Origin of the sequence: Microbacterium phoenicis (genome assembly GCF_047302325.1) — a bacterium.
In the GTDB taxonomy this organism is placed as follows: Bacteria; Actinomycetota; Actinomycetes; order Actinomycetales; family Microbacteriaceae; genus Microbacterium.
On record NZ_CP154849.1, the window covers coordinates 634519 to 653863 of the forward strand.

21 protein-coding genes are annotated in these 19345 nt (G+C 69.6%); 10 read left to right on the forward strand and 11 right to left on the reverse strand.

Features of this window, described 5'->3' with window-relative positions:
- Window positions 1-1167 (reverse strand): MalY/PatB family protein, encoded by a 1167-nt coding sequence (locus ABCU91_RS03180; protein ID WP_413354763.1) that lies wholly within the window; start codon window positions 1165-1167, stop codon window positions 1-3.
- 377 nt (window positions 1168-1544) lie between these two features.
- Between ABCU91_RS03180 and ABCU91_RS03185 the strand changes: the two genes are divergently transcribed.
- The 3 genes from ABCU91_RS03185 to ABCU91_RS03195 all read left to right on the forward strand — a co-directional run bounded on the left by ABCU91_RS03185 (window position 1545) and on the right by ABCU91_RS03195 (window position 4778).
- Window positions 1545-2843, forward strand: coding sequence for a quaternary amine ABC transporter ATP-binding protein (locus tag ABCU91_RS03185; RefSeq protein WP_413354764.1), 1299 nt, complete (start codon window positions 1545-1547; stop codon window positions 2841-2843).
- Window positions 2843-3775: an ABC transporter permease gene (locus tag ABCU91_RS03190; RefSeq protein ID WP_406922987.1), complete on the forward strand. Its 933-nt coding sequence runs from the start codon at window positions 2843-2845 to the stop codon at window positions 3773-3775. The genes ABCU91_RS03185 and ABCU91_RS03190 overlap by 1 nt, the downstream gene beginning before the upstream one ends.
- 88 nt (window positions 3776-3863) lie before the next feature.
- Entirely contained in the window at window positions 3864-4778 is a 915-nt protein-coding gene (locus ABCU91_RS03195; protein ID WP_413354765.1) for a glycine betaine ABC transporter substrate-binding protein, read from the forward strand.
- A 13-nt stretch (window positions 4779-4791) separates the two neighbouring features.
- On the opposite strand, the gene ABCU91_RS03200 is transcribed toward ABCU91_RS03195, so the two are convergent.
- Window positions 4792-5559, reverse strand: a complete 768-nt coding sequence (locus tag ABCU91_RS03200; protein ID WP_413354766.1) for a hypothetical protein — start codon at window positions 5557-5559, stop codon at window positions 4792-4794.
- 10 nt (window positions 5560-5569) lie between these two features.
- Window positions 5570-6433 (reverse strand): hypothetical protein, encoded by an 864-nt coding sequence (locus tag ABCU91_RS03205; protein WP_406922984.1) that lies wholly within the window; start codon window positions 6431-6433, stop codon window positions 5570-5572.
- Between the two features lie 84 nt (window positions 6434-6517).
- Here ABCU91_RS03205 and ABCU91_RS03210 point away from each other — a divergent pair, with 84 nt between their 5' ends.
- Entirely contained in the window at window positions 6518-6916 is a 399-nt protein-coding gene (locus ABCU91_RS03210) for a DUF4259 domain-containing protein (protein WP_406922983.1), read from the forward strand.
- Window positions 6917-6922: 6 nt separating this feature from the next.
- On the opposite strand, the gene ABCU91_RS03215 is transcribed toward ABCU91_RS03210, so the two are convergent.
- Genes ABCU91_RS03215 through purL form a run of 3 tightly spaced genes read right to left on the reverse strand, consistent with a single transcriptional unit; the run spans window position 6923 to window position 10115 of the window.
- Window positions 6923-7654: a YqjF family protein gene (locus ABCU91_RS03215; RefSeq protein WP_413354767.1), complete on the reverse strand. Its 732-nt coding sequence runs from the start codon at window positions 7652-7654 to the stop codon at window positions 6923-6925.
- An 8-nt stretch (window positions 7655-7662) separates the two neighbouring features.
- Window positions 7663-7797, reverse strand: a complete 135-nt coding sequence (locus tag ABCU91_RS03220; RefSeq protein WP_269457017.1) for a hypothetical protein — start codon at window positions 7795-7797, stop codon at window positions 7663-7665.
- On the reverse strand, window positions 7794-10115 hold the full coding sequence (gene purL, locus ABCU91_RS03225; protein ID WP_413354768.1) for a phosphoribosylformylglycinamidine synthase subunit PurL: 2322 nt from the start codon (window positions 10113-10115) through the stop codon (window positions 7794-7796). Before purL ends, ABCU91_RS03220 begins: the two co-directional genes overlap by 4 nt.
- A 125-nt stretch (window positions 10116-10240) precedes the next feature.
- On the opposite strand from purL, the gene ABCU91_RS03230 reads away from it, so the two are divergent.
- Together ABCU91_RS03230 and ABCU91_RS03235 are read left to right on the forward strand one after the other, a co-directional pair.
- Entirely contained in the window at window positions 10241-10834 is a 594-nt protein-coding gene (locus ABCU91_RS03230; RefSeq protein WP_413354769.1) for a septum formation family protein, read from the forward strand.
- A gap of 54 nt (window positions 10835-10888) precedes the next feature.
- Window positions 10889-11410, forward strand: coding sequence for a septum formation family protein (locus tag ABCU91_RS03235; protein WP_307466759.1), 522 nt, complete (start codon window positions 10889-10891; stop codon window positions 11408-11410).
- A gap of 6 nt (window positions 11411-11416) precedes the next feature.
- On the opposite strand, the gene ABCU91_RS03240 is transcribed toward ABCU91_RS03235, so the two are convergent.
- Window positions 11417-11608: a hypothetical protein gene (locus tag ABCU91_RS03240; RefSeq protein WP_413354770.1), complete on the reverse strand. Its 192-nt coding sequence runs from the start codon at window positions 11606-11608 to the stop codon at window positions 11417-11419.
- Between the two features lie 98 nt (window positions 11609-11706).
- Between ABCU91_RS03240 and ABCU91_RS03245 the strand changes: the two genes are divergently transcribed.
- Window positions 11707-12045, forward strand: a complete 339-nt coding sequence (locus ABCU91_RS03245; protein WP_413354771.1) for a TraR/DksA family transcriptional regulator — start codon at window positions 11707-11709, stop codon at window positions 12043-12045.
- 131 nt (window positions 12046-12176) lie between these two features.
- Here the strand turns inward: ABCU91_RS03245 and ABCU91_RS03250 are convergent, their stop codons facing one another.
- Window positions 12177-13493 (reverse strand): DUF222 domain-containing protein, encoded by a 1317-nt coding sequence (locus tag ABCU91_RS03250; protein ID WP_413354772.1) that lies wholly within the window; start codon window positions 13491-13493, stop codon window positions 12177-12179.
- 236 nt (window positions 13494-13729) lie between these two features.
- Here ABCU91_RS03250 and ABCU91_RS03255 point away from each other — a divergent pair, with 236 nt between their 5' ends.
- The 3 genes from ABCU91_RS03255 to ABCU91_RS03265 all read left to right on the forward strand — a co-directional run bounded on the left by ABCU91_RS03255 (window position 13730) and on the right by ABCU91_RS03265 (window position 15416).
- A complete protein-coding gene (locus ABCU91_RS03255) occupies window positions 13730-14017 on the forward strand; it encodes a metal-sensitive transcriptional regulator (protein ID WP_413354773.1) in 288 nt (95 codons plus the stop codon).
- 65 nt (window positions 14018-14082) lie between these two features.
- On the forward strand, window positions 14083-14424 hold the full coding sequence (locus tag ABCU91_RS03260) for an ArsR/SmtB family transcription factor (protein WP_413354774.1): 342 nt from the start codon (window positions 14083-14085) through the stop codon (window positions 14422-14424).
- A 23-nt stretch (window positions 14425-14447) separates the two neighbouring features.
- Entirely contained in the window at window positions 14448-15416 is a 969-nt protein-coding gene (locus ABCU91_RS03265; protein WP_413354775.1) for an SRPBCC family protein, read from the forward strand.
- A gap of 33 nt (window positions 15417-15449) precedes the next feature.
- Here the strand turns inward: ABCU91_RS03265 and sufU are convergent, their stop codons facing one another.
- The 3 genes from sufU to ABCU91_RS03280 are packed head-to-tail and all read right to left on the reverse strand — an operon-like array spanning window position 15450 to window position 19297.
- Window positions 15450-15911 (reverse strand): Fe-S cluster assembly sulfur transfer protein SufU, encoded by a 462-nt coding sequence (sufU, locus tag ABCU91_RS03270; RefSeq protein ID WP_413354776.1) that lies wholly within the window; start codon window positions 15909-15911, stop codon window positions 15450-15452.
- A complete protein-coding gene (locus ABCU91_RS03275; protein WP_413354777.1) occupies window positions 15908-17203 on the reverse strand; it encodes a SufS family cysteine desulfurase in 1296 nt (431 codons plus the stop codon). The genes sufU and ABCU91_RS03275 overlap by 4 nt, the downstream gene beginning before the upstream one ends.
- Before the next feature lie 42 nt (window positions 17204-17245).
- Window positions 17246-19297, reverse strand: coding sequence for an APC family permease (locus ABCU91_RS03280; RefSeq protein ID WP_413355366.1), 2052 nt, complete (start codon window positions 19295-19297; stop codon window positions 17246-17248).
- Window positions 19298-19345 lie beyond the last annotated feature (48 nt).

The following is a 19345-nucleotide window of genomic DNA, read 5'->3' on the forward strand; positions in this document are numbered from 1 at the left end:
TCAGGCCCGGAGGGACGCGCCGAGGCGCCGCACGACCTGTTCGAGGATCGGCCGGGGAGTCGCGAAGATCAGGCGGGCGAAGCCGGTCCCGGCGACGCCGCACATCGTCCCCTCGGTGAGGACGACCGACGACTCGCGGGCGAAGAATTCGGCGGGACGATCGCCGATGCCGGTGGCGCGGAAGTCGATCCAGCCGACGTAGGTGCCCTCGGGCTTCGGCATCCAGGCGTCGGGGATCTCCTCGCCAAGCAGGTCGAGCAGGGTGTCGCGATTGTGCTCGAGGTACGGCACCAGATCGGCCAGCCATGGGTCCCCGTCGCGGTACGCGACCGTGTTCGCGATCGCGCCGAGGTTGCTCGTGCCGTGGCCGGCGAAGGGGCCGAGCCGTTCCCACGTCTCGCGGTCCCGGTCGCTCGTCAGCACGAGCTGGGCGCATTTGAGACCGGGCAGGTTCCAGGCCTTCGAGGCGCTCATCGCGGTGATGCTGTGCTGCGCGGCGGCGGGAGAGACCGTGGCGTAGGGGGTGTGGGTGAAGCCGCCGTAGACCAGGGGCGCCCAGATCTCGTCGGAGAAGACCCGCCCGCCGTTGCGCTCCACGACCTCGGAGATCGCGACCAGCTCGTGCCGCGAGAACACCCGGCCGACCGGGTTGTACGGGTTGCAGAGCAGCAGGAGGTTACCGCCGTCGTCGAAGGCCCGCTGCAGGGCGTCGAGATCGAACTCGTACCGACCGTCGCGGACGGCGAGCGGCACCTCGACCACCTCACGTCCGCGCATTGGAGGCACGAACAGGAACGGCATGTACGACGGCGTCGGGACGATGATCTTCGAGCCCGGCGCGGAGCAGTGCTCCATGGCGAGCTCGAGTCCCATGATCACGTCGGGGATCGGCTGGACGTCGGATGCCGCGACCCCCCAGCCGTACCTGCGCGCCACGAACTCGGCGGCCGCCTCCGAGAGATCGGCGCTGATCCCGCGAGGCATGTATCCGAAAGACCCGGCATCCACCGCGCGGTGCAGCGCCGCCGTGATCGTCGGGTCGATCCCGAAGTCCATCTCGGCGACGAACGCACCGAGCGTTCCGTCCTCGGCCGACCATTTGGTGGCACCCGTCGACCGCAGGTGGTCGATCGTCGTGGCGTCGATGCGGCGGGCGAACTCGCTCATGCGTGGTGCTCCTCATTCCTGGCGGACCTTCCCACTCTGCACCCCCGAGGCCCGGTGGGGCTCCTTCCGACCGCCGCGCGCGCGGAATACCGTCGCATTTCGACATGGTCAAGAGGGTGGCTCGATTTGATCCATGTCAACCGACTTCGTTACCGTCGAAGGCGGGCCCAGCGCCCTCGACGACCAGTCCGCGGCCGTTCGAACCGACTTCCTGAGGAGCCGGCGACGAGCGCTCGTATGGTCGGCGGTCTGGGCGACGATCCCGATGTTCGTCGCCGAAGCTCTGCACTCGAGTGACGTTTCGCTCGTGCGGATGCCGGTGATCGCCACCCGGACGCTACCGATGCGGACGCGTGCGCGCCCGCCGAGGGAAGCACGTGACAACTGCCGCTGTCGAAGCGAAGAATCTGTTCAAAGTCTTCGGACGCAACCCCGGCCAGGCGGTCAAGCGCCTGAAGGCCGGGGAACCCCGGGACCAGGTCCGCGACGCGGGGACCGCCGCCGTCATCGACGCGAGCTTCCGCGTCGAGCGGGGCGAGATCTTCGTGATCATGGGTCTGTCCGGCTCGGGGAAGTCCACGATCATCCGCATGCTGAACGGTCTGCACGACGCATCCGGCGGAGAGGTGCTCGTGCACGGCGAGCCGATCACCGGCATCCCGGCCTCGAAACTGCGCGGCATCCGTCGCGAGCGGATCGCGATGGTGTTCCAGCACTTCGCGCTCCTGCCGCACCGCACGGTCGCCGCCAACGTGGCCTATCCGCTCGAGCTGCAGGGCGTCGGCAAGGCCGAGCGCCTCGCGAAGGCCGAGGAGATCCTCGGACTCGTCGGCCTCGAGGGCTGGGGCGACAAGCTGCCGTCGGCGCTCTCGGGCGGCATGCAGCAGCGCGTCGGGATCGCCCGCGCGCTCGCCGCCGACACCGACATCCTGCTGATGGACGAGGCGTTCAGCGCCCTCGACCCGCTTATCCGACGCGAGATGCAGGAGCAGCTGCTCGACCTGCAGCAGAAGCTGCAGAAGACGATCATCTTCATCACGCACGACCTCAACGAGGCGATGTTCCTCGGCGACCGGATCGCGGTCATGCGCGATGGCCGCATCGTGCAGATCGGCACCCCCGAGGACATCCTCACCGACCCCGCCAACGACTACGTCGAGCAGTTCGTGCAGGACGTCGACCGCGCCCGCGTCCTCACGGCGGCGAACGTCATGGAACGACCCGGCTCGGTGTCGGTGACCGTCGCGGCGGGGCCCCGCACGGCGCTGCGCACCATGCGCGACGCCCGCATGGCCGCCGTCTACGTGACCGACCGCAGCCGCAAGCTCCTCGGCATGATCAGCGACCGCGACGCCCTCAAGCTCGTCCGCCGTGGCGAGACGACGATCTCGTCGCTCCTGCGCCCCGTGCCGCAGGCGGTCGGCCGCGACGACGTCCTCATGGACCTCTTCGTCCCCGCCGCCGAGTCGCCGCTGCCGCTGGCGGTGACGGATGCCGAGGGCCGCCTCGTCGGCGTCATCCCCCGCATCACGCTGCTCACCGCGCTCGGACCCTCCACCACTGAGACAACGGAGATCCCGGTGATCCTCGACCCGGTGCCGGGCTCCGTGATCGACGAAGCACTCGCCGGAGGCGCGGTCGACGGCCCCGCCGCCGAGAAGGAGGAGGTGCGCTGATGGATGGTTTCCGCATTCCGATCGGTGAATGGGCTGACGCCGGCGTCGACTGGATCCGCGACACCCTCGGCTGGCTGCTGTCGGGCGTCTCGGCCGTCGTGGGCTGGTTGGTCGACGCGCTCGCGAACGCGCTGCTGTCGTTGCCGATCGTCGCCGTCATCATCGTCTTCGCCGCTCTCGCGTGGTTGCTGCGCTCGTGGCGCTTCGCCATCGGCACCGTCGTCGGCTTCGTCCTGATCCTCGGCGTCGGCCAGTGGGTGACCTCGATGCAGACCCTCGCGCTCGTCCTCGTGGCGGCCATCATCGCGGTCGTGATCGCCGTGCCGCTCGGCATCGCCGCAGCTCGGAACGACACGTTCAGCGCGATCCTCCGCCCCGTGCTCGACCTCATGCAGAGCATGCCGGCGTTCGTCTACCTGATCCCCGCCATCGTCTTCTTCAGCATCGGCGTCGTGCCGGGCGTTGTCGCGACGGTGATCTTCGCGCTGCCCCCGGGTGTGCGCCTCACCGAGCTCGGCATCCGCGGTGTGGACAGCGAGACGGTCGAAGCCGGCCACGCCTTCGGCGCCACGCCCGGCCAGATCCTCCGCGGCGTGCAGCTGCCGCTCGCCATGCCGAGCATCATGGCCGGTGTCAACCAGCTGATCATGCTCGCCCTGTCGATGGCGGTCATCGCCGGCATCGCCGGTGCCGACGGCCTCGGCAAGGAGATCGTCCAGGCGATGTCCACGGTCGACATCGCCAAGGGCGTCGAGGCGGGCCTCAGCGTCGTCATCCTCGCCGTCTACCTCGACCGCCTCACGGGAGCGCTCGGTGCGCTGAAGAACCAGCGCGGATCGCTCCTCGGCGCGATCGCGCGTCGCCGAGCGCCGAAGGACGCGCGCGTCGCGGCCCCAGCACCCGCCCCTACCCAGGAGCCGGTGGGCGTCTGACCCTCACACGTGCGGCCTCGCGCCGCACGGTCCGGTTGCACCCGGACCTGCACGATACGGAACCAGCAATCACATACGGAAGGCACTCATGAACAAGCGAAACCTGACCGGAATCCTCGCGATCGGGGCTGCGGCATCCCTCGCCCTCGCCGGCTGCGCCACCGGCAACCAGGCCGCGGGCGGTTCGCAGGAGGGCGGCGAGGACAGCCTCGGCACGATCACGCTCGGTTACCTCCCCTCGTGGACCGACGGGCTCAGCACCGCCTACCTGCTCGAGGACCAGCTCCAGAAGGCCGGCTACACGGTCAAGATGCAGGAGCTCACCGAGGCAGGGCCGCTCTACGCCGGTCTCGCGCAGGGTGATGTCGACATCTACCCGTCGGCCTGGCCCGAGCTCACCCACAAGTCCTACATGGACAAGTACGGCGACAAGATCGACGACCTCGGTGCGTACTACGAGGGCGCGAAGCTGACGATCGCGGTGCCCGACTACGTCGACATCGACTCGATCGACGACCTGAAGGCGAACGCCGACCGCTTCGGCGGGAAGATCTACGGCATCGAGCCGGGCGCGGGTCTGACGAAGCAGACGCAGGAGTCGATGCTCCCCGGGTACGGCCTCGAGGACACCTACGAGCTCGTGACCTCGTCGACCGCGGCGATGCTCACCGAGCTCGACAGCGCCGAGGCGGCGCAGCGCGACATCGTGGTGACCTCGTGGCGTCCGTTCTGGGCAAACGACCGGTACAACCTCAAGGATCTCGAGGACCCGAAGGGCGCGATGGGCGAGGCCGAGGCCCTTCACTTCCTCGCGACCGACGGCTTCAAGGAGGAGTACCCCGAGGCGGCTGAGCTCATCGCCGGCATCACGCTGGACGACGAGCAGTACGCGAGCCTTGAGGACACCGTCGTCAACAAATACGGCGAGGGCAAGTACGCCGAGGCCATCGACGAGTGGCTGACCGAGAACCCCGACGCCTACGACACGATCGTCACCGACTGATCGGTCGGTGACGTCAGGGGGATCCGGCTCCGGCCGGGTCCCCTTCGTCTTTGCGGCGCTCGGTGTTCGGGCGTTCGGTGATCGGCTGGGCGACCTTCTTCTCGAGCACCTCGACCGCCTCGTCCGACAGGGCGATGAGCCCGTCGATCTCCTCGCGGACGCGCTGGTAGGCGAGGTGACGCTCGGCGGGGGTCGCGGCGTCGTCGGTGGCGACGGCGAGCATGCGGGATGCCGTCGCGAGCCGTTTGCGCTCGGCATCCGTCAGTCCCGAGTCACGGGTGCGACGGGCTTCGCGCTCGGCGAGGTCGAAGGCGACCTCGAAGTCGGTGACGGCCCGGCGATACTCGGTGACCTGCTCGGCGGTGGGCTTGGAGCCGTCGGCGGGGCGGGCGCGGTCGGCGATCTTCTTGGCGCGGAGGAATCCGGCGGTGAGCGGGTCGCGGCCGTTGCTCATCGACGGGAACGCGATGAGCTTCGCGACGTCGAGCTCGTAGTCGAGCCAGCGGTGGGTGACCTCGTCGTGGACGGCGCGGAGGTCGTCGGCCTGGTCGGCGAGGGACTGCGACGGGGCTTCGACCTCGGCCGCCGCAGCGGAGCCGATGCTGCGCTTCGCGGCGGCGCGGGCGGCGGTGAGCTCCGCCTTCGCCTTCATGATCTCGAGACGGTGCTTGTGGCGGCGCTTCGAAGCCGCGGCGAAGGACCCGCTCGCGGCGGAAGCGAGCCCGAAGAGCGGGAACACGAGCCACCAGTAGTTGCCCGCGAAGGCCCAGAATCCGTCCACTCGCTACACCTTACGGGCGCGGCTGGTCGCGGTCACGACCGTCGCGCCGGGAGCGGTAGGCGTCGAGAGCGGACGCCGCACCCTCCGCCGCGCGCGCGATGCCGTCGACCGATCGGGCGATCGCCTCGGACGCGATGACGCTCCACAGCGGAGCCGCCGCGTCGGTCGGCGCGTCGTGAGGGCGGTGCCCCGCGAGACGCCAGGCCTCCTGCTCGGCGATGCCGAAAGCGCGACCGGCGTCGTCGACCGCGGAGCGGTACGCCGTGAACTGCTCGGGGGTGAGAGGAGCGGTGGGGGATGCCGGGCGGTGCTCGCGGGCGATGCCCTCGAGTCGCAGGAACTCGGCCGTCGCGGGGACGCGCACATCGCTCAGCGCGGGGAACGCGAGGCGGCGGGCGGCATCCGTCTCGTACTCCATCCATCGCGCCGCGATCGCATCGTGGGCGGCCATGAGACGCGCGAGGGGGAGGTGCTTCGGATCCGTGCCGCGGGCGGGCACGGCGGCGCGTTCGGCGCTGACGCGGGCGCGGGCGACGCGGATGGTCGCCGACGCGGCGGCCTTGGCGCGCTGCGCGGTCTCGAGCGCCCGACGCGCCGCGCGCACGTCGTCGGGGCGGGCGCGGCCGACGGCGCGTTCCGCGTCGATGCGGCTGAGCTCGGCCTGCGCGACGCGTGCTGCGGCGCGTGCGCCGATCGCCTCGGTGCGCGCCTGCTGCAGCTCATGCTGCGCGGCGGTGAGGGCGAGCCGACGGGCACGGGTCGTCCGGCCGCGGCGCACGCCGACGAAACCGACCGCGCCGGCTCCTGCAGCGGCGGGGGCGACCCACCAGAACTCCGCCAGCGCGGCTCCGATCCCCACGATCCAGAGCTGCATGCCGCCATGCTATCCGCGACCGGTGGACGCGCTCCCAGGGATCGACCGTTCTGGATGTCGCTCCCGCTCGCTACGCTCTGCGGCATGGGCACATGGAGTGAAGAACCGTTCGGCAACGACACCGCGGCGGACTGGGCGTGGGAGCTCGACGAGGCAGATTCGTGGGACGTCATCACCGACGTGCTCCAGGACTACCTCGGCGAAGAGGAGACGGACTCGGGCCTCGACGAGGTCGCGGTCGCCGCAGCGGCGGTCGTCGCTCACGGCGCGGGCCTGGCGGTGTCCGAGGAGGAGGACACCGAGTCGGTGGAAGGGTTCCTCGGCCGGGTGGGAGCACCTCCCGCATCCGTGGTGTCCGCCGCTCGCGCCGCACTCGACAAGGTCGGCGGGCAGTCCGAGCTCGCGGAGCTGTGGGCCGACGCGGACGGCCTGGACGACTGGCGGGCGACGCTCGCCCGGCTGCGGGGAGCGCTCCCCGCCTGACGCGCGTCAGCGCACGCGGAGTGCACCCGAGAAGCGGGTGACGACACCGGGATGCCGGGCGGGCATCGCGAGCACGGAGTCGGGTGCGCGGTCCGCGAGACCCGGAAACCCGGCATCCGCCAGCAGACCGTCGTCGAGGCGATCGACCTCGGCGCGGACCAGCGGCCACGGCTCGTGCTCGTTCGCCGCCCAGATCGTGCGGCCGAGGTGTCGCTCGTGGAAGCCCCAGCGCGCCGTGAGGAAGCGGCTCAGCTCGTCGTCGACGACCTCGTTCCCGGGTGTGACGCGGATGCGGGTGCGCACCCGATCTCCGAATCCCGGATGCCGTCGCGAGGCGTACTCGATCGCCTCGCCGTCCGTCCGCATCGCGGCTTTCGCCCAGCGGTAGGGCAGGCCGAACGCGGCGCGGGCACCGAGGACCGGCAGCAGGTGCTCGGCTTCGAGGGTCTGGAAGACGACGCCGCGGCGACCGTCGGCATCCTTCGCATACGTTCGGACGTTGACCTCGACGAACCGGCCGACGAAGGGGACCGGGGGCAGCGGCAGGAAGCGGAACTCGCTGAGCACGAACGGGATCAGCCCGACCCACGCCGACCCGTCGAAGAGGTCGGGCTCGGTCCCCGGCGGCAGGTGCGGGGCGACCAGCGACGGGTCGACGCGCCAGTGCAGGAAGCAGGCGCCGCTCCAGCGTTGCTCCAGCACCGCGCGACCCGGCAGGGCAGGCGCGGTGGCTTCCATGGCGCGGATCAGCCGAACAGCAGCGTGAGGACGGTCGCGCCGCCGCCCACGAGCACCATCGCGATGATCACCGTCCAGGCGACCACCTTCGTGCGGGCGCGCTTGCGTCCGACGAAGTCGGCGTATTCCGGATCGTCGCTCACGCGGGGACCTCGTCGACGATCGCACCGAACGCGGCGGGGAGGGTCGCCTTCGAGACGCGGCGCAGCTCGCCGACCGGGAGCGTGAAGACACCCTGGATCTCGAGGGCCGCCTGCTCGCCCTCGGGTGCGTCATCGGTGACACCGATGCGGAGCACGGGATAGCCGCGTCCCTCGCAGAGGCCGCGGAACTTCACGTCCTCCTCGCGCGGCACCGACACGATGACGCGGCCGGTCGACTCGCTGAAGAGGGCAGTCGCGGCATCCACACCGTCGCGCTCCATGATCTCGCGCAGCCACACGCGGGCACCGACCCCGAACCGGGTCGTCGCCTCGGCGAGAGCCTGAGCGAGGCCGCCGGCCGACAGGTCGTGCGCGCTCGAGACGAGCATCTCGTCGCGCGCGGCCTGCAGCAGACCCGCCAGGGTCTTCTCGCCGGCGAGGTCGACCTTGGGCGGGCGACCGCCGAGGTGGTCGTGGATCGTGTCGGCCCAGGCCGAGCCGTCGAGCTCGGTGGAGGTCGTGCCGAGCAGGTAGATGTTCTCGCCGGCATCCTGCCAGCCGCTGGGGATGCGGCGCGACACGTCGTCCATGATGCCGAGCACGCCCACGACGGGTGTCGGGAAGATGGGCTGGTCGCCGGTCTGGTTGTAGAAGCTGACGTTTCCGCCGGTGACCGGCACGCCGAGCTCGAAGCACGCGTCGGCGAGACCGTCGACGGTCTGCCCGAACTGCCACATGACCTCGGGGTTCTCGGGGCTGCCGAAGTTGAGGCAGTCGGTGACGGCGGTGGGCTCGGCACCCGTGACGGCGACGTTGCGGTACGCCTCAGCGAGGGCGAGCTGCGCACCCGCGTACGGGTCGAGCTGGCAGTAGCGGCCGTTGCAGTCGGTCGCGATCGCGAAGCCGAGACCCGACGCCTCGTCGACGCGGATCATGCCGGCGTCGTCGGGGAAGCTGAGGGCCGTGTTGCCCATGACGTAGTAGTCGTACTGGTTGGTGACCCACGACGTGTCGGCGAGGTTCGGGCTGCCGAGGAGCTTCAGGAACTGCTCGCGCAGCACCTCCGGGTCATCGCTCCGCTCGAGGGTGGCAGCGGAGTCCTCACGGAGCGCGTCGATCCAGGTCGGGTAGGCGACGGGGCGCTCGTAGACGGGGCCGTCGACCGCGACGGTGGAGGGGTCGACGTCGACGATCTGCTCGCCGTGCCAGAAGATCTGCAGGCGGCCGTCACCGGTGACCTCGCCGAGGACACTCGTCTCGACATCCCACTTCTGCACGACCGCGAGGAACGCGTCGAGCTTCTCGGGCGCGACGATCGCCATCATGCGCTCCTGGCTCTCGCTCATGAGGATCTCCTCGGGCGTGAGCGACGGGTCGCGCAGCAGCACCTTCTCGAGGTCGACCTTCATGCCCGATCCGCCGTTGGCGGCGAGCTCGCTCGTCGCGCACGAGATGCCGGCGGCGCCGAGGTCCTGGATCGCCTCGACGAGCTCGCCCTGGTAGAGCTCGAGGCAGCACTCGATGAGCACCTTCTCGGCGAACGGGTCGCCGACCTGCACGGCGGGACGCTTGGTGGGGCCGCCGTCCGCGAACGTGTCGGATGCCAGGATCGAGGCGCCGCCGATGCCGTCGCCACCCGTGCGGGCGCCGAAGAGGACGACCTTGTTGCCGGCGCCGGTGGCGTTGGCGAGCTTGATGTCCTCGTGGCGGAGGACGCCGACCGCGAGCGCGTTCACGAGCGGGTTGCCCTGGTAGACCTTGTCGAAGACGGTCTCGCCGCCGATGTTCGGCAGGCCCAGGCAGTTGGCGTAGAAGCTGATGCCGCTGACGACGCCGTGCACGACGCGGGCGGTGTCGGGGTCGTCGATGTCGCCGAAGCGCAGCTGGTCCATGACCGCGACCGGGCGGGCGCCCATCGAGATGATGTCGCGGACGATGCCGCCGACGCCGGTCGCGGCGCCCTGGAACGGCTCGATGTAGCTCGGGTGGTTGTGGGACTCGACCTTGAAGGTGACCGCCCAGCCCTCGCCGACATCGACGACGCCGGCGTTCTGGCCCATGCCGACCATGAGCCGTTCCTTCATCTCTTCCGAGACCTTGTCGCCGAAGCGGCGCAGGTAAATCTTCGAGGACTTGTAGGAGCAGTGCTCGCTCCACATGACGGAGTACATCGCCAGCTCGCCGGAGGTGGGGCGGCGACCGAGGATCTCGCGGATCTTGTCGTACTCGTCGGGCTTCAGGCCGAGGGCGCCGTACGGCTGCTCCCGCTCCGGCGTGGCGATGGCGTTCTCGACGGTGTCTGCGACTGGGGTGCTCACGCGGCTGGGCTCCAAGACTCGGGATGCCGGGGGACGCCCCCATCCTATCGGCGGCGTCGTGTACGGATGGGTCCGGTGCCGGTACGCTGACGCCGTCAGTTCGACGCGCACTCCTGGGGGAACACATGTCGACACGTACGCGTCGAGCGCGCCTCATCGCGACGGCCGGTGCGGGGGTCATCCTCCTCGTGGCGACGCCGATGCTTGCGGGTTGCGCCGAGGTGATGCTCGCGGTCGCGCGCGAGGTCGTGCGAGCGGAGAGCGGGCCGGCCCTCCCGCCGGAGGACGACGATCAGGCGTCGCATCTTCAGGTCGCTCTGGATGCGCTCGAGGTGGGCGACTGTTACGACGTGCCGGAAGCGGACGAGTCGACTCCCGAGTGGAGCTCGGCGGTCTATCCGGCCTCGTGCGATGAGCCGCACATGTACGAGCTGTTCGCGGACATCGACCTGCCGGAGTCGCGGTTCCCTGCGGATCGGTTCCCCGCTGGGGAGTACCCCGGTGACGATGAGGTGTGGGCGGCTTCGGACGAGGCCTGTTTCGCGGCCTTCGAGGACTACGTCGCGGAGGCGTACGAAGTCTCGCCGTTCGAGTTCTGGTACTACACGCCCACCGAGCAGTCGTGGAAACGTGATGACCGGCGAGTCCTCTGCGTTCTGGGCGTCCCGGAGGAGACGGTCACCGGCAGCGCGGAGGGCAGTGGGGCGGAGTCCTCCTAGTTGATGCTCCGATACGCTGAACCGCCGCTATCGCTTTCTGGTCCTGGGGGATCCATGTCTGTTCGTCGTTCGGGTGCCGCCGTCGCCCTGCTCGTTGCCGTTGTGATGTTGTCGGGGTGTGCCACGTCGCTTAGTGCGCTGCTCGGTGGTGCGTCCCGGGATGAGACGGGGCAGATCGATGCCGGCGGCGACCTCGATGTGTTCACGATCGCACCGGGTGACTGCTTCTTCGACGACGCTCTCGCGGGGCTGGCGGTGGACGAGCAGAGTGAGACGAGCAGTGTCGCGGCGGTGCCGTGCGCAGAGGAGCACACGTTCGAGGCGTACCACGAGTTCACGTTGCCCGAGGGTGAGTATCCGGGTGCGGAGGTCGTCGAGGAGAAGGCTTACGCCGAGTGCGAGGCGGCATTCGCTGAGTTCATCGGGGTGCCCTACGAGGAGTCCGTGTACGAGTACTCGTTCTACTCGCCGTCCTCGGACACCTGGCAGTACCAGGATGACCGCCTCGTGTCGTGCGTGGTGAGCACGGCGGAGTACGACCGGCTCACCGGTTCGCTGAAGGGCGCCGGCGAGTAGTCCTAATCACTCCTCGGTGCCGTCCGGGTCGGAATCGATGACGCCGATGCCGACCGCGTGGTGGCTGGGTTCCTCGCCTTGCGGCTGAGGTGCCTTCGGCTCCTCGCCGGGCTCCTTCGCGACGCTGGGCTCCTCGAGTTCCTCGGTGTCGGGCATCTCTTCGGGATCGGCGTGCTCGGTGCCGTCGTTGTCAGCCATGGGGGCTCCTTCCGTTGCGTCTCACTCTGGAGGTCGGATGCCGGTGCCGCGACGGTCTTGACGGTCGCCGGGTCGGTGGGTAGGCCTACGCTGACCGGATGGATCCGATCGAACGGCTGCGCGCGCGGGAGCGGGAGCTGACGGACCAGTTGGCCCGTCTCGATGCCGACGACGCCGCGCTGCGGGTCGACAGAGCCGACGCGACCGCGGACGACGAGCACGACCCCGAGGGGTCGACTCTGTCAGGGGAGTGGCAGCGGGTGGCCGCGCTGCGCGCGTCGACGCGGGATGAACTGGCGCAGGTCGCAACAGCGCTGGCGCGAGTGGATGCCGGGACCTACGGTGTGTGCGAACGCTGCGGCCGTCCCATCCCCGAGGCGCGGCTGGAGGTTCGGCCGCAGGCGACGATGTGCGTCGCGTGCGCGTCGCTCGGCTGAGCCACCATGGTGAGCTGCGGCGAACCTTGCGCGAGCGCGAGCGTCTGCGTGAACGTGCGCAAGCACGTGCGAGCGTCTGCGATTGCGGATGGGTGCGTTCGTGCGCGCCTGTTGCTTGTGAGCGCCGTCTGTCAGAACGGAGCCGGGTCTCCAGGGTGTGCTGCGGCAGGGCTGAAGGCGACGGCCGGGGTGGGTGCGTCTTCGCGGTAGGTCCTGCCGAGGGGTGAGGTCCATTCGAGGACTCCACCCTTGAGTTGTCGGACCCGCCAGGCGGTGAACTGCTTCATCGAATGGTGCCGTTGGCACAGGTGAGCAAGGTTCGTGAGTTCTGTCTTGCCGCCGAGCGCGTGGTCGTGGGTGTGGTCGACCTCACACCGGATGGCCGCGACGCGGCATCCGGGGAACCGGCAGTGCTGGTCGCGGGCTTGCAGGAACCGTCTCATCCCGGACGGCACGCGGTACGAATCGGTCGACACGGTGACCCCGGTGGTGGGGTCGTGGAACAGGCGCTCCCAGATGTGCGTCGCCCCGGCCAGCGCCCGCGCGGTCGCGGGGTCGATCGGGGAGCGACCGGCGAGGTCGCACGGCCCGTCGTCCGCACCGGTAAAGGTTGCGGCGGGGACGAGTACCTGTACTCGTGCGCGGATCGCGCCGAGGGGGCCGGCGGTGGTGTCACGGGTGTCGTCGAGCGCGGGTGTGCCGGCAAGCAGCAGGTCAGCGAACACGTCCGCCCGGACCTGGTCCGTCGATCGGGCGTCGGTCGCGATGACTTCCGAGCCGGCCGACCGTTCGTCGCGGGTATCGATGATCGCGCGTGCCTGCTGAGTGAGCCGGTCATGGATCCCCTCCGCGATCACCGTCGGCAACGTCGCGATCAGGTCGCTCATCCCGTCCCGCCCGGGCACGAGTCGCACGCACCGACCGGCGGCTGCCTCTTCGTGCCGCTCCGCGAAGGACCGCGGGTGCATCCGGTGCGCCAGGATCTCCAACTCGCCCCGCACCCGGTTCGGGGTGTCACCTTCGCACCGTTCGATCGCGATGGTCTCGAACTCCGCCCACATCTCCGCAGGCAGGTTGACTCCGGCGTCGACGATCGCGCTCACGTGCCCGCGGACGATCCGGCCCGCTTCCCACGCGGCCACCGCCGCCGGGAACCCTTCGATCGTCACCCGGGCTGCACCGATGCGTCGTTGCACCGTCCGGTCGGTCATCCGCATCGTCCCGGCGACCTCGGCCGAGATGGAGCGCAGGGCCATGTCGTGCAGGAGGACATTCGCGTCCGAGTGAACGCCCTGCGCCCCGGCCAACCGCCCCGCTGCCGCAAGCGCGCGAAGCTCCGCGATCTGCCCGGCAGCGACGACACGTCCGGCTTCTTCGACGTCCGCGACGATGCCTGCGATGGCGGCGAGATACGCCTCACCATCGGGGGTTTCCATCGCTTTCGCCACACCTGCACTCTCGCACCAACCTCCGACATTGCGACCCCGAAAATCGCCGAAGCCACACGCTATGAACCGCCTTGAATATGAGAAACCTCTCACCGGCCCAGTCCCCCTCCGTCGCCGCGCGCGGAACCCCTAGTGGCCGCCGATGCGCTTCGGTCCGCTCTGACCGCATCCCGATCCCGCGGATATCAATACCCAGGGGGGTATCATCGATGCCGGCGCGACGAGAGGGTGACGACATGAGTGACGCAGCGGCGATCAACGACCCGGCGACGAACGACCCCGAAGCCAAGCGCAAGGTCGTCAATCGTCTCAAGCGCGCCCAAGGGCAGCTCGCCGCCGTGATCTCCGCGGTCGAAGAGGATGCCTCGTGTCGCGATGTCGTGCATCAGCTCTCCGCCGTGTCGAAGGCGCTCGACCGGGCCGGGTTCCTCGTCATCTCGACGGCACTGCGAGAGTGCCTCACTGATCCCGATGGGGACATGGCGCCCGAAGAGCTCGAAAAGCTGTTCCTTTCGCTCGCGTGACCGCCCGGGGTTGGCAGAAGAAGACCTCTTGACGCCCGGCATCCGCTGATCTAACGTACAACCAAATGGTTGCACAAACGGAGCTCAGCGATGATCGGATCGACCGCGTCTTTCACGCCCTGGCGGCGGCGACGCGGCGCGACATCCTGCGTCGCACGCTCGAGCGCGAGCAGTCCGTCTCCACGCTCGCCGCGGACTACGACATGTCGTTCGCGGCCGTCCAGAAGCACATCGCCGTGCTCGAGGTGGCCGAGCTCGTCGTCAAGCGCGCGGAGGGCCGCGAGCGCCTCGTGCGAGCGGACCCCGACATGATCGCCCGCGCCCGGGCGCTGCTCGGACAGTACGAAGACCTCTGGCGCTCCCGCGTCGATCGGCTCGACGCCCTTCTCGCCGAGCCCGAGAACTGACCCATCCCACGAAGGAGTGAGACATGCCCGTCACCGACATCACCACCGACACCGACAACCTCACGATGACGCTCACGGCTGACGTCGACGCCCCCGTCGACCGCCTGTGGCGTGCGTTCACGCAGCCGCGCCAGCTCGAGCGGTTCTGGGGCCCTCCCGGCTGGCCGGCCACGTTCACCGCCTTCGACTTCACCGTCGGCGGTCACGCCCACTACGCGATGACCAGCCCCCAGGGTGAGAAGTCCCGCGGCACATGGGAGTTCCTCGCCATCGACGAGGGTCGCAGCTTCGAGGTGCTCGACGCGTTCGCCGACGAGAACGGCGAGCCGATGTCGGGCTTCCCCTCCATGCGCATGCGCTTCTCCTTCGACCAAACCGCCACCGGCTCCCGGCTCTCGAACATCACGTACTTCACCTCGGTCGAGGCGCTCGAGCAGGTCGTCGCGATGGGCGCCGTCGAAGGATCGCGCATGGCGATGAACCAGCTCGACACGGTCCTCCACGACCTGCGCGACTGGTTCCAGGGCGAGGGCACGAACGTCGAACTGCTCGACGACACCCACGTCCGCATCACGCGCTTGGTCGACGGTCCGCGCGACCTGGTGTGGCGGGCGCACAATGACCCCGACCTGATGAGGAAGTGGATGCTGGGCCCCGACGGGTGGTCGATGGTCGAATGCGTCGTCGGCGAGCACTACCGGAACGTCTGGGAGGAGGACGGCAAGCCCGAGAGCCGCTTCGGCTTCGAGGGCGAGACGCTGCTCCTCGACGAACCGCGCCGCTCGGTCAGCACCGAGAGGATGATCGGCATGGAGGGTCCGTCGACGACGAACGACCTGCAGTTCTACGAGGAGGACGGTGCGACCCTGCTGACGCTCCTCATCGAGTACCCCGATCGCGAGACGCGCGACATGATCCTCGCCACCGGCATGGCGGACGGCATGGAAGCGTCCTACGCTCGGCTCGAGCGCGAGGTGCTGCAGGCGGCGTGACGCCTGGCCGAAGCGACGTCCTCGCCCGCCGGCTCAGGCCCGGGCGAGGGCGTCCTCGAGCGCGACCCACGCGAGCATCGCGCACTTGACGCGAGCCGAGAACTTCGAGACCCCCGACAGCGCTGCGGCGTCGGCGAACGTCTCCTCGTCGAGAGGGATCGCTCCGCGTGAGCGCAGCGCCTCGCGGAACCCGTCGATGAGCTTCACGGCGTCCTCGCGCGGCATCCCTGTCTCGCCGCCGTCCTCCTCGATCAGGGCCGCGAGCATCGATGCGGACGCCTGCGAGATCGAGCAGCCCGAGCCCTCCCACGACAGGTCGACGATGCGCTCGCCGGCGTCGTCGACGCGCACGCGGAGGGTGATGTCGTCGCCGCACATCGGGTTGTGCTGGTGCGAGCTCGCCGTGCGGCCCTCTTCGGGCGACAGGCCCTGCCCGTGCGGGTGCTTCGAGTGGTCCAGGATCAGCTCCTGGTACAGCGAGTCGAGACCGTTCATTCGTTCACTCCGAAATAAGACCGGATGCCGCTGACGGCATCGACCAGGGCATCGATGTCGGCGTCGGTGTTGTACAGGGCGGCGGATGCGCGGACGGATGCCGTCACGCCGAACCGGCGGTGCAGGGGAGCTGCGCAGTGGTGTCCGACGCGGACGGCGATGCCCTGCGCGTCGAGGAACTGGCCGGCATCGTGCGCGTGCACGCCGTCGACGACGAAGCTCCAGAGGCCGACGCGCTCCGCGCCCTCGGCGTCGCCGAGCAGACGGATGCCGGGGATGTCGACGAGTCCCTCGCGCATGCGCGCAGCGAGGCGGGCCTCGTGTGCGTGCACGGCGGACATGCCGGCATCCTCCAGGTACGACACGGCGGCTGCGAGGCCGATCGCGGGTCCGATCGGCTGCGTGCCCGCCTCGAAGCGCTGCGGCGGCGGCAGATAGCCGGCCTCGTCGAGCGTCACGGTGGTGATCATCGACCCGCCCGTGAGGAACGGCGGCATGGCCTCGAGGATCTCGCTCCGTCCGTAGAGACCGCCGACCCCGTACGGACCGAGCATCTTGTGCCCGCTGAAGACGGCGAGGTCGACGCCCATCGCGGGCAGGTCGAGCCGCATGTGCGGTGCCGACTGACAGGCGTCGAGAACCGTCAGCGCGCCGACCTTCTGCCCGAGCGCGACGATCTCGGCGACCGGATTCACGATCCCGAGGACGTTCGACACGTGCGAGAACGCGACGATCCGGGTGCGCTCGCCGATGATCTGCGCCGCGGCATCCATGTCGAGCCGGCCGTCGTCCTGCACAGGGATGTGCCGCAGCACGGCCCCGGTGCGCGCGGCGAGCTCCTGCCACGGAATGAGGTTCGCGTGGTGCTCGGTCTCGGTCGCGACGATCTCGTCGCCGGGCTGCAGCGCCAGGCGAGCGGATGCCGGCGCCCCCCGACCGAGCGTCGCGTTGCCGATCGAGTAGGCCACCAGGTTGAGGCCCTGGGTTGCGCCGCTCGTCCAGACGAGCTGCTCCTCGCGCGCGCCGACGAAGCGCGCGACGGTGGCGCGGGCATCCTCGAACAGATCCGTCGCCTCGGCGGCGAGGGTGTGGGCGCCGCGGTGGACGGCCGCGTTGCTGCGGGTGAGGAAGTCGTACTCGGCCTGCAGCACCTGCCGGGGCTTCTGGCTCGTCGCTCCGGAGTCGAGGTAGACGAGCGGGTGCCCGTTGACCTCTTGCTGGAGGATCGGGAAGTCCTCGCGCAGCCGGGCAGCGTCGAGCGTGGCCGACTCGGACAGGGCGGGAGAAGTCACCCCTCTAGGCTACGCCGGTGCGCGGTGGCACGGCCCGGGGCGTCAGTTCTCGGAATGCTCGACCAGACCGTAATGGCGCTGGTCGATGCGGCCGCCGCGGTCGTCGCCGGGCAGCGGGCGGGAGCGCCGCCCGTAGACGATCTCGGACGAGTCGAGCAGCCAGGGGACGAGCGTCACGGTCACGCCGTGGACCATCATGAGCTGCTGCGCGATCCGGCGGGCGCGGCGGTTGTGGAGCGGGGTCTCCCACCAGTGGCCCACGATGTACTGCGGCAGGTAGACGGTCACGACGGAGGGCCCGTGCTTCTCTCGGTACTTCTCGATGAAGCCGATCAGAGGCGAGCCGTAGTGGCGGTAGGGCGAATCGACCACGACCAGGGGCACCGGCATCCGGTGGTACTCCCAATCCGCCTTCAACTCGGCGATGTCGTCGGTCGTGACCGCGACGTGAACGGCGAGGGTCTTCTCGTGCTTGGCGGCGAGGGCGTAGTCGATGGCCTTGGCGACGGGCTTCTGCAGCTTGCCGACGAGGATGATCGCGAGGTCGCCCGATGCGCCGAACTTCACGGTGTCGTCCATCTCGATCTCGTGCTCGACGTCGCGGTAGTACCGGTTCACGCCGATCATGAGGAACGCGAGGACAGGCATGGCCAGGAACACCAGCCAGGCGCCGTGCGTGAACTTCGTGATCGTCACGATGACGAGGACTGCGACGGTGAACGCCGCCCCGACGGTGTTGATGGCGAGGCCCGACAGGGCCGCCCGCCGCGCGGCCGAGTTTCCCTTGAGGAGTCGCAGCTCGCGACGCCAGTGCCGGACCATGCCGATCTGGCCGAGCGAGAACGACACGAAGACGCCGATGATGTAGAGCTGGATGAGGGTGGTCAGATTCGCTTGGAAGACCACGAGGATCGCGATCGCCGCACCGCCGAGGATCAGCATCCCGTTCGAGAAGACGAGGCGGTCGCCGCGCGAGTTCAGCGCCTTGGGTGCGTAGCTGTCGCGGGCGAGCACCGACCCGAGCAGCGGGAACCCGTTGAACGCCGTGTTGGCGGCGAGCAGCAGGACGCAGGCGGTAGCGGCCTGGATGATGAAGAAGAACACCGAGTCGCCGCCGAAGGTGGCCGCCGCGACCTGCGCCATGAGGCTCGGCTGGGGCCCGGCCGCGCAGTCGAAGCCGATCAGCGCGCACGGGTTCTCGGCGTAGTGGACGCCGGCGACGAGCGCGAGCGCGGTGAGCCCCGCGAACAGGACGATCGCGATGCCGCCCATGAGCACGAGGGTCGTCTGCGCGTTCTTGACTTTGGGGTTGCGGAATGCGGGCACGCCGTTGCTGACCGCCTCGACGCCGGTCAGGGCGGAGCAGCCGCTCGAGAAGGCGCGCAGCAGCAGCAGGATGAACGCGACCTGCGAGAGGGCCTCGGGTTCGACCGTGTACGCCGCGCTGGAGGCGACAGGCGCGTCGCCGATCGCCCAGCGGAAGAGGCCGGTTCCGATCATCAGCGCGACGGAGCCGATGAAGACGTACGTGGGGATCGCGAACGCCTGCGACGCCTCGCGCACGCCGCGCAGGTTCACGATCACCAGGAGGATCACGAAGCCCACCGCGAGCTCCACGCGCCATGCGTCGAGGAAGGGGAGCGCCGAGATGATGTTGTCGACGCCGGAGGACACCGACACGGCGACGGTCAGGACGTAGTCGACGAGCAGTGCCGACCCGACCACGACGCCGGCCTTCTCGCCGAGGTTCGTGCGGGCGACCTCGTAGTCGCCGCCGCCCGAGGGGTACGCCTTGATGAGCTGGCGGTAGCTGAGGACGACGACGACGAGCAGCACGACGACGGCGGCGGCGACGGGCGGCGCGAACGCCATAAACGCCGTCCCGCCGATGAGCAGGATCATCAGGAGTTCCTGCGGCGCGTAGGCCACCGATGACAGCGCATCCGACGCGAAAATCGGCAGGGCGCGCTTCTTCGGAAGCAGCTGCCCATCGAGCTTCTCGGTGTCGAGGGGTTCGCCGATCAGCATGCGCTTCACGGCGGGAGAGGGGACCGCGTTCGGGTCGCGGCTGTCACTGGTCACGGCGGGCGACATTACGCCTCCCGCGAACCCGCCGCAACGCGGGAGGGTCACGGACTATTC

Coding starts and splice junctions, on each gene's coding strand:
- ABCU91_RS03205 (WP_406922984.1), bottom strand. CDS start 6,433: ATGCAGCTCTGGATCGTGGGGATCGGAGCCGCGCTGGCGGAGTTCTGG.
- ABCU91_RS03260 (WP_413354774.1), top strand. CDS start 14,083: ATGGTTGCACAAACGGAGCTCAGCGATGATCGGATCGACCGCGTCTTT.
- ABCU91_RS03210 (WP_406922983.1), top strand. CDS start 6,518: ATGGGCACATGGAGTGAAGAACCGTTCGGCAACGACACCGCGGCGGAC.
- ABCU91_RS03265 (WP_413354775.1), top strand. CDS start 14,448: ATGCCCGTCACCGACATCACCACCGACACCGACAACCTCACGATGACG.
- ABCU91_RS03280 (WP_413355366.1), bottom strand. CDS start 19,297: ATGTCGCCCGCCGTGACCAGTGACAGCCGCGACCCGAACGCGGTCCCC.
- ABCU91_RS03245 (WP_413354771.1), top strand. CDS start 11,707: ATGGATCCGATCGAACGGCTGCGCGCGCGGGAGCGGGAGCTGACGGAC.
- sufU (WP_413354776.1), bottom strand. CDS start 15,911: ATGAACGGTCTCGACTCGCTGTACCAGGAGCTGATCCTGGACCACTCG.
- ABCU91_RS03180 (WP_413354763.1), bottom strand. CDS start 1,167: ATGAGCGAGTTCGCCCGCCGCATCGACGCCACGACGATCGACCACCTG.
- ABCU91_RS03215 (WP_413354767.1), bottom strand. CDS start 7,654: ATGGAAGCCACCGCGCCTGCCCTGCCGGGTCGCGCGGTGCTGGAGCAA.
- ABCU91_RS03230 (WP_413354769.1), top strand. CDS start 10,241: ATGTCGACACGTACGCGTCGAGCGCGCCTCATCGCGACGGCCGGTGCG.
- ABCU91_RS03235 (WP_307466759.1), top strand. CDS start 10,889: ATGTCTGTTCGTCGTTCGGGTGCCGCCGTCGCCCTGCTCGTTGCCGTT.
- ABCU91_RS03190 (WP_406922987.1), top strand. CDS start 2,843: ATGGATGGTTTCCGCATTCCGATCGGTGAATGGGCTGACGCCGGCGTC.
- ABCU91_RS03195 (WP_413354765.1), top strand. CDS start 3,864: ATGAACAAGCGAAACCTGACCGGAATCCTCGCGATCGGGGCTGCGGCA.
- ABCU91_RS03255 (WP_413354773.1), top strand. CDS start 13,730: ATGAGTGACGCAGCGGCGATCAACGACCCGGCGACGAACGACCCCGAA.
- ABCU91_RS03240 (WP_413354770.1), bottom strand. CDS start 11,608: ATGGCTGACAACGACGGCACCGAGCACGCCGATCCCGAAGAGATGCCC.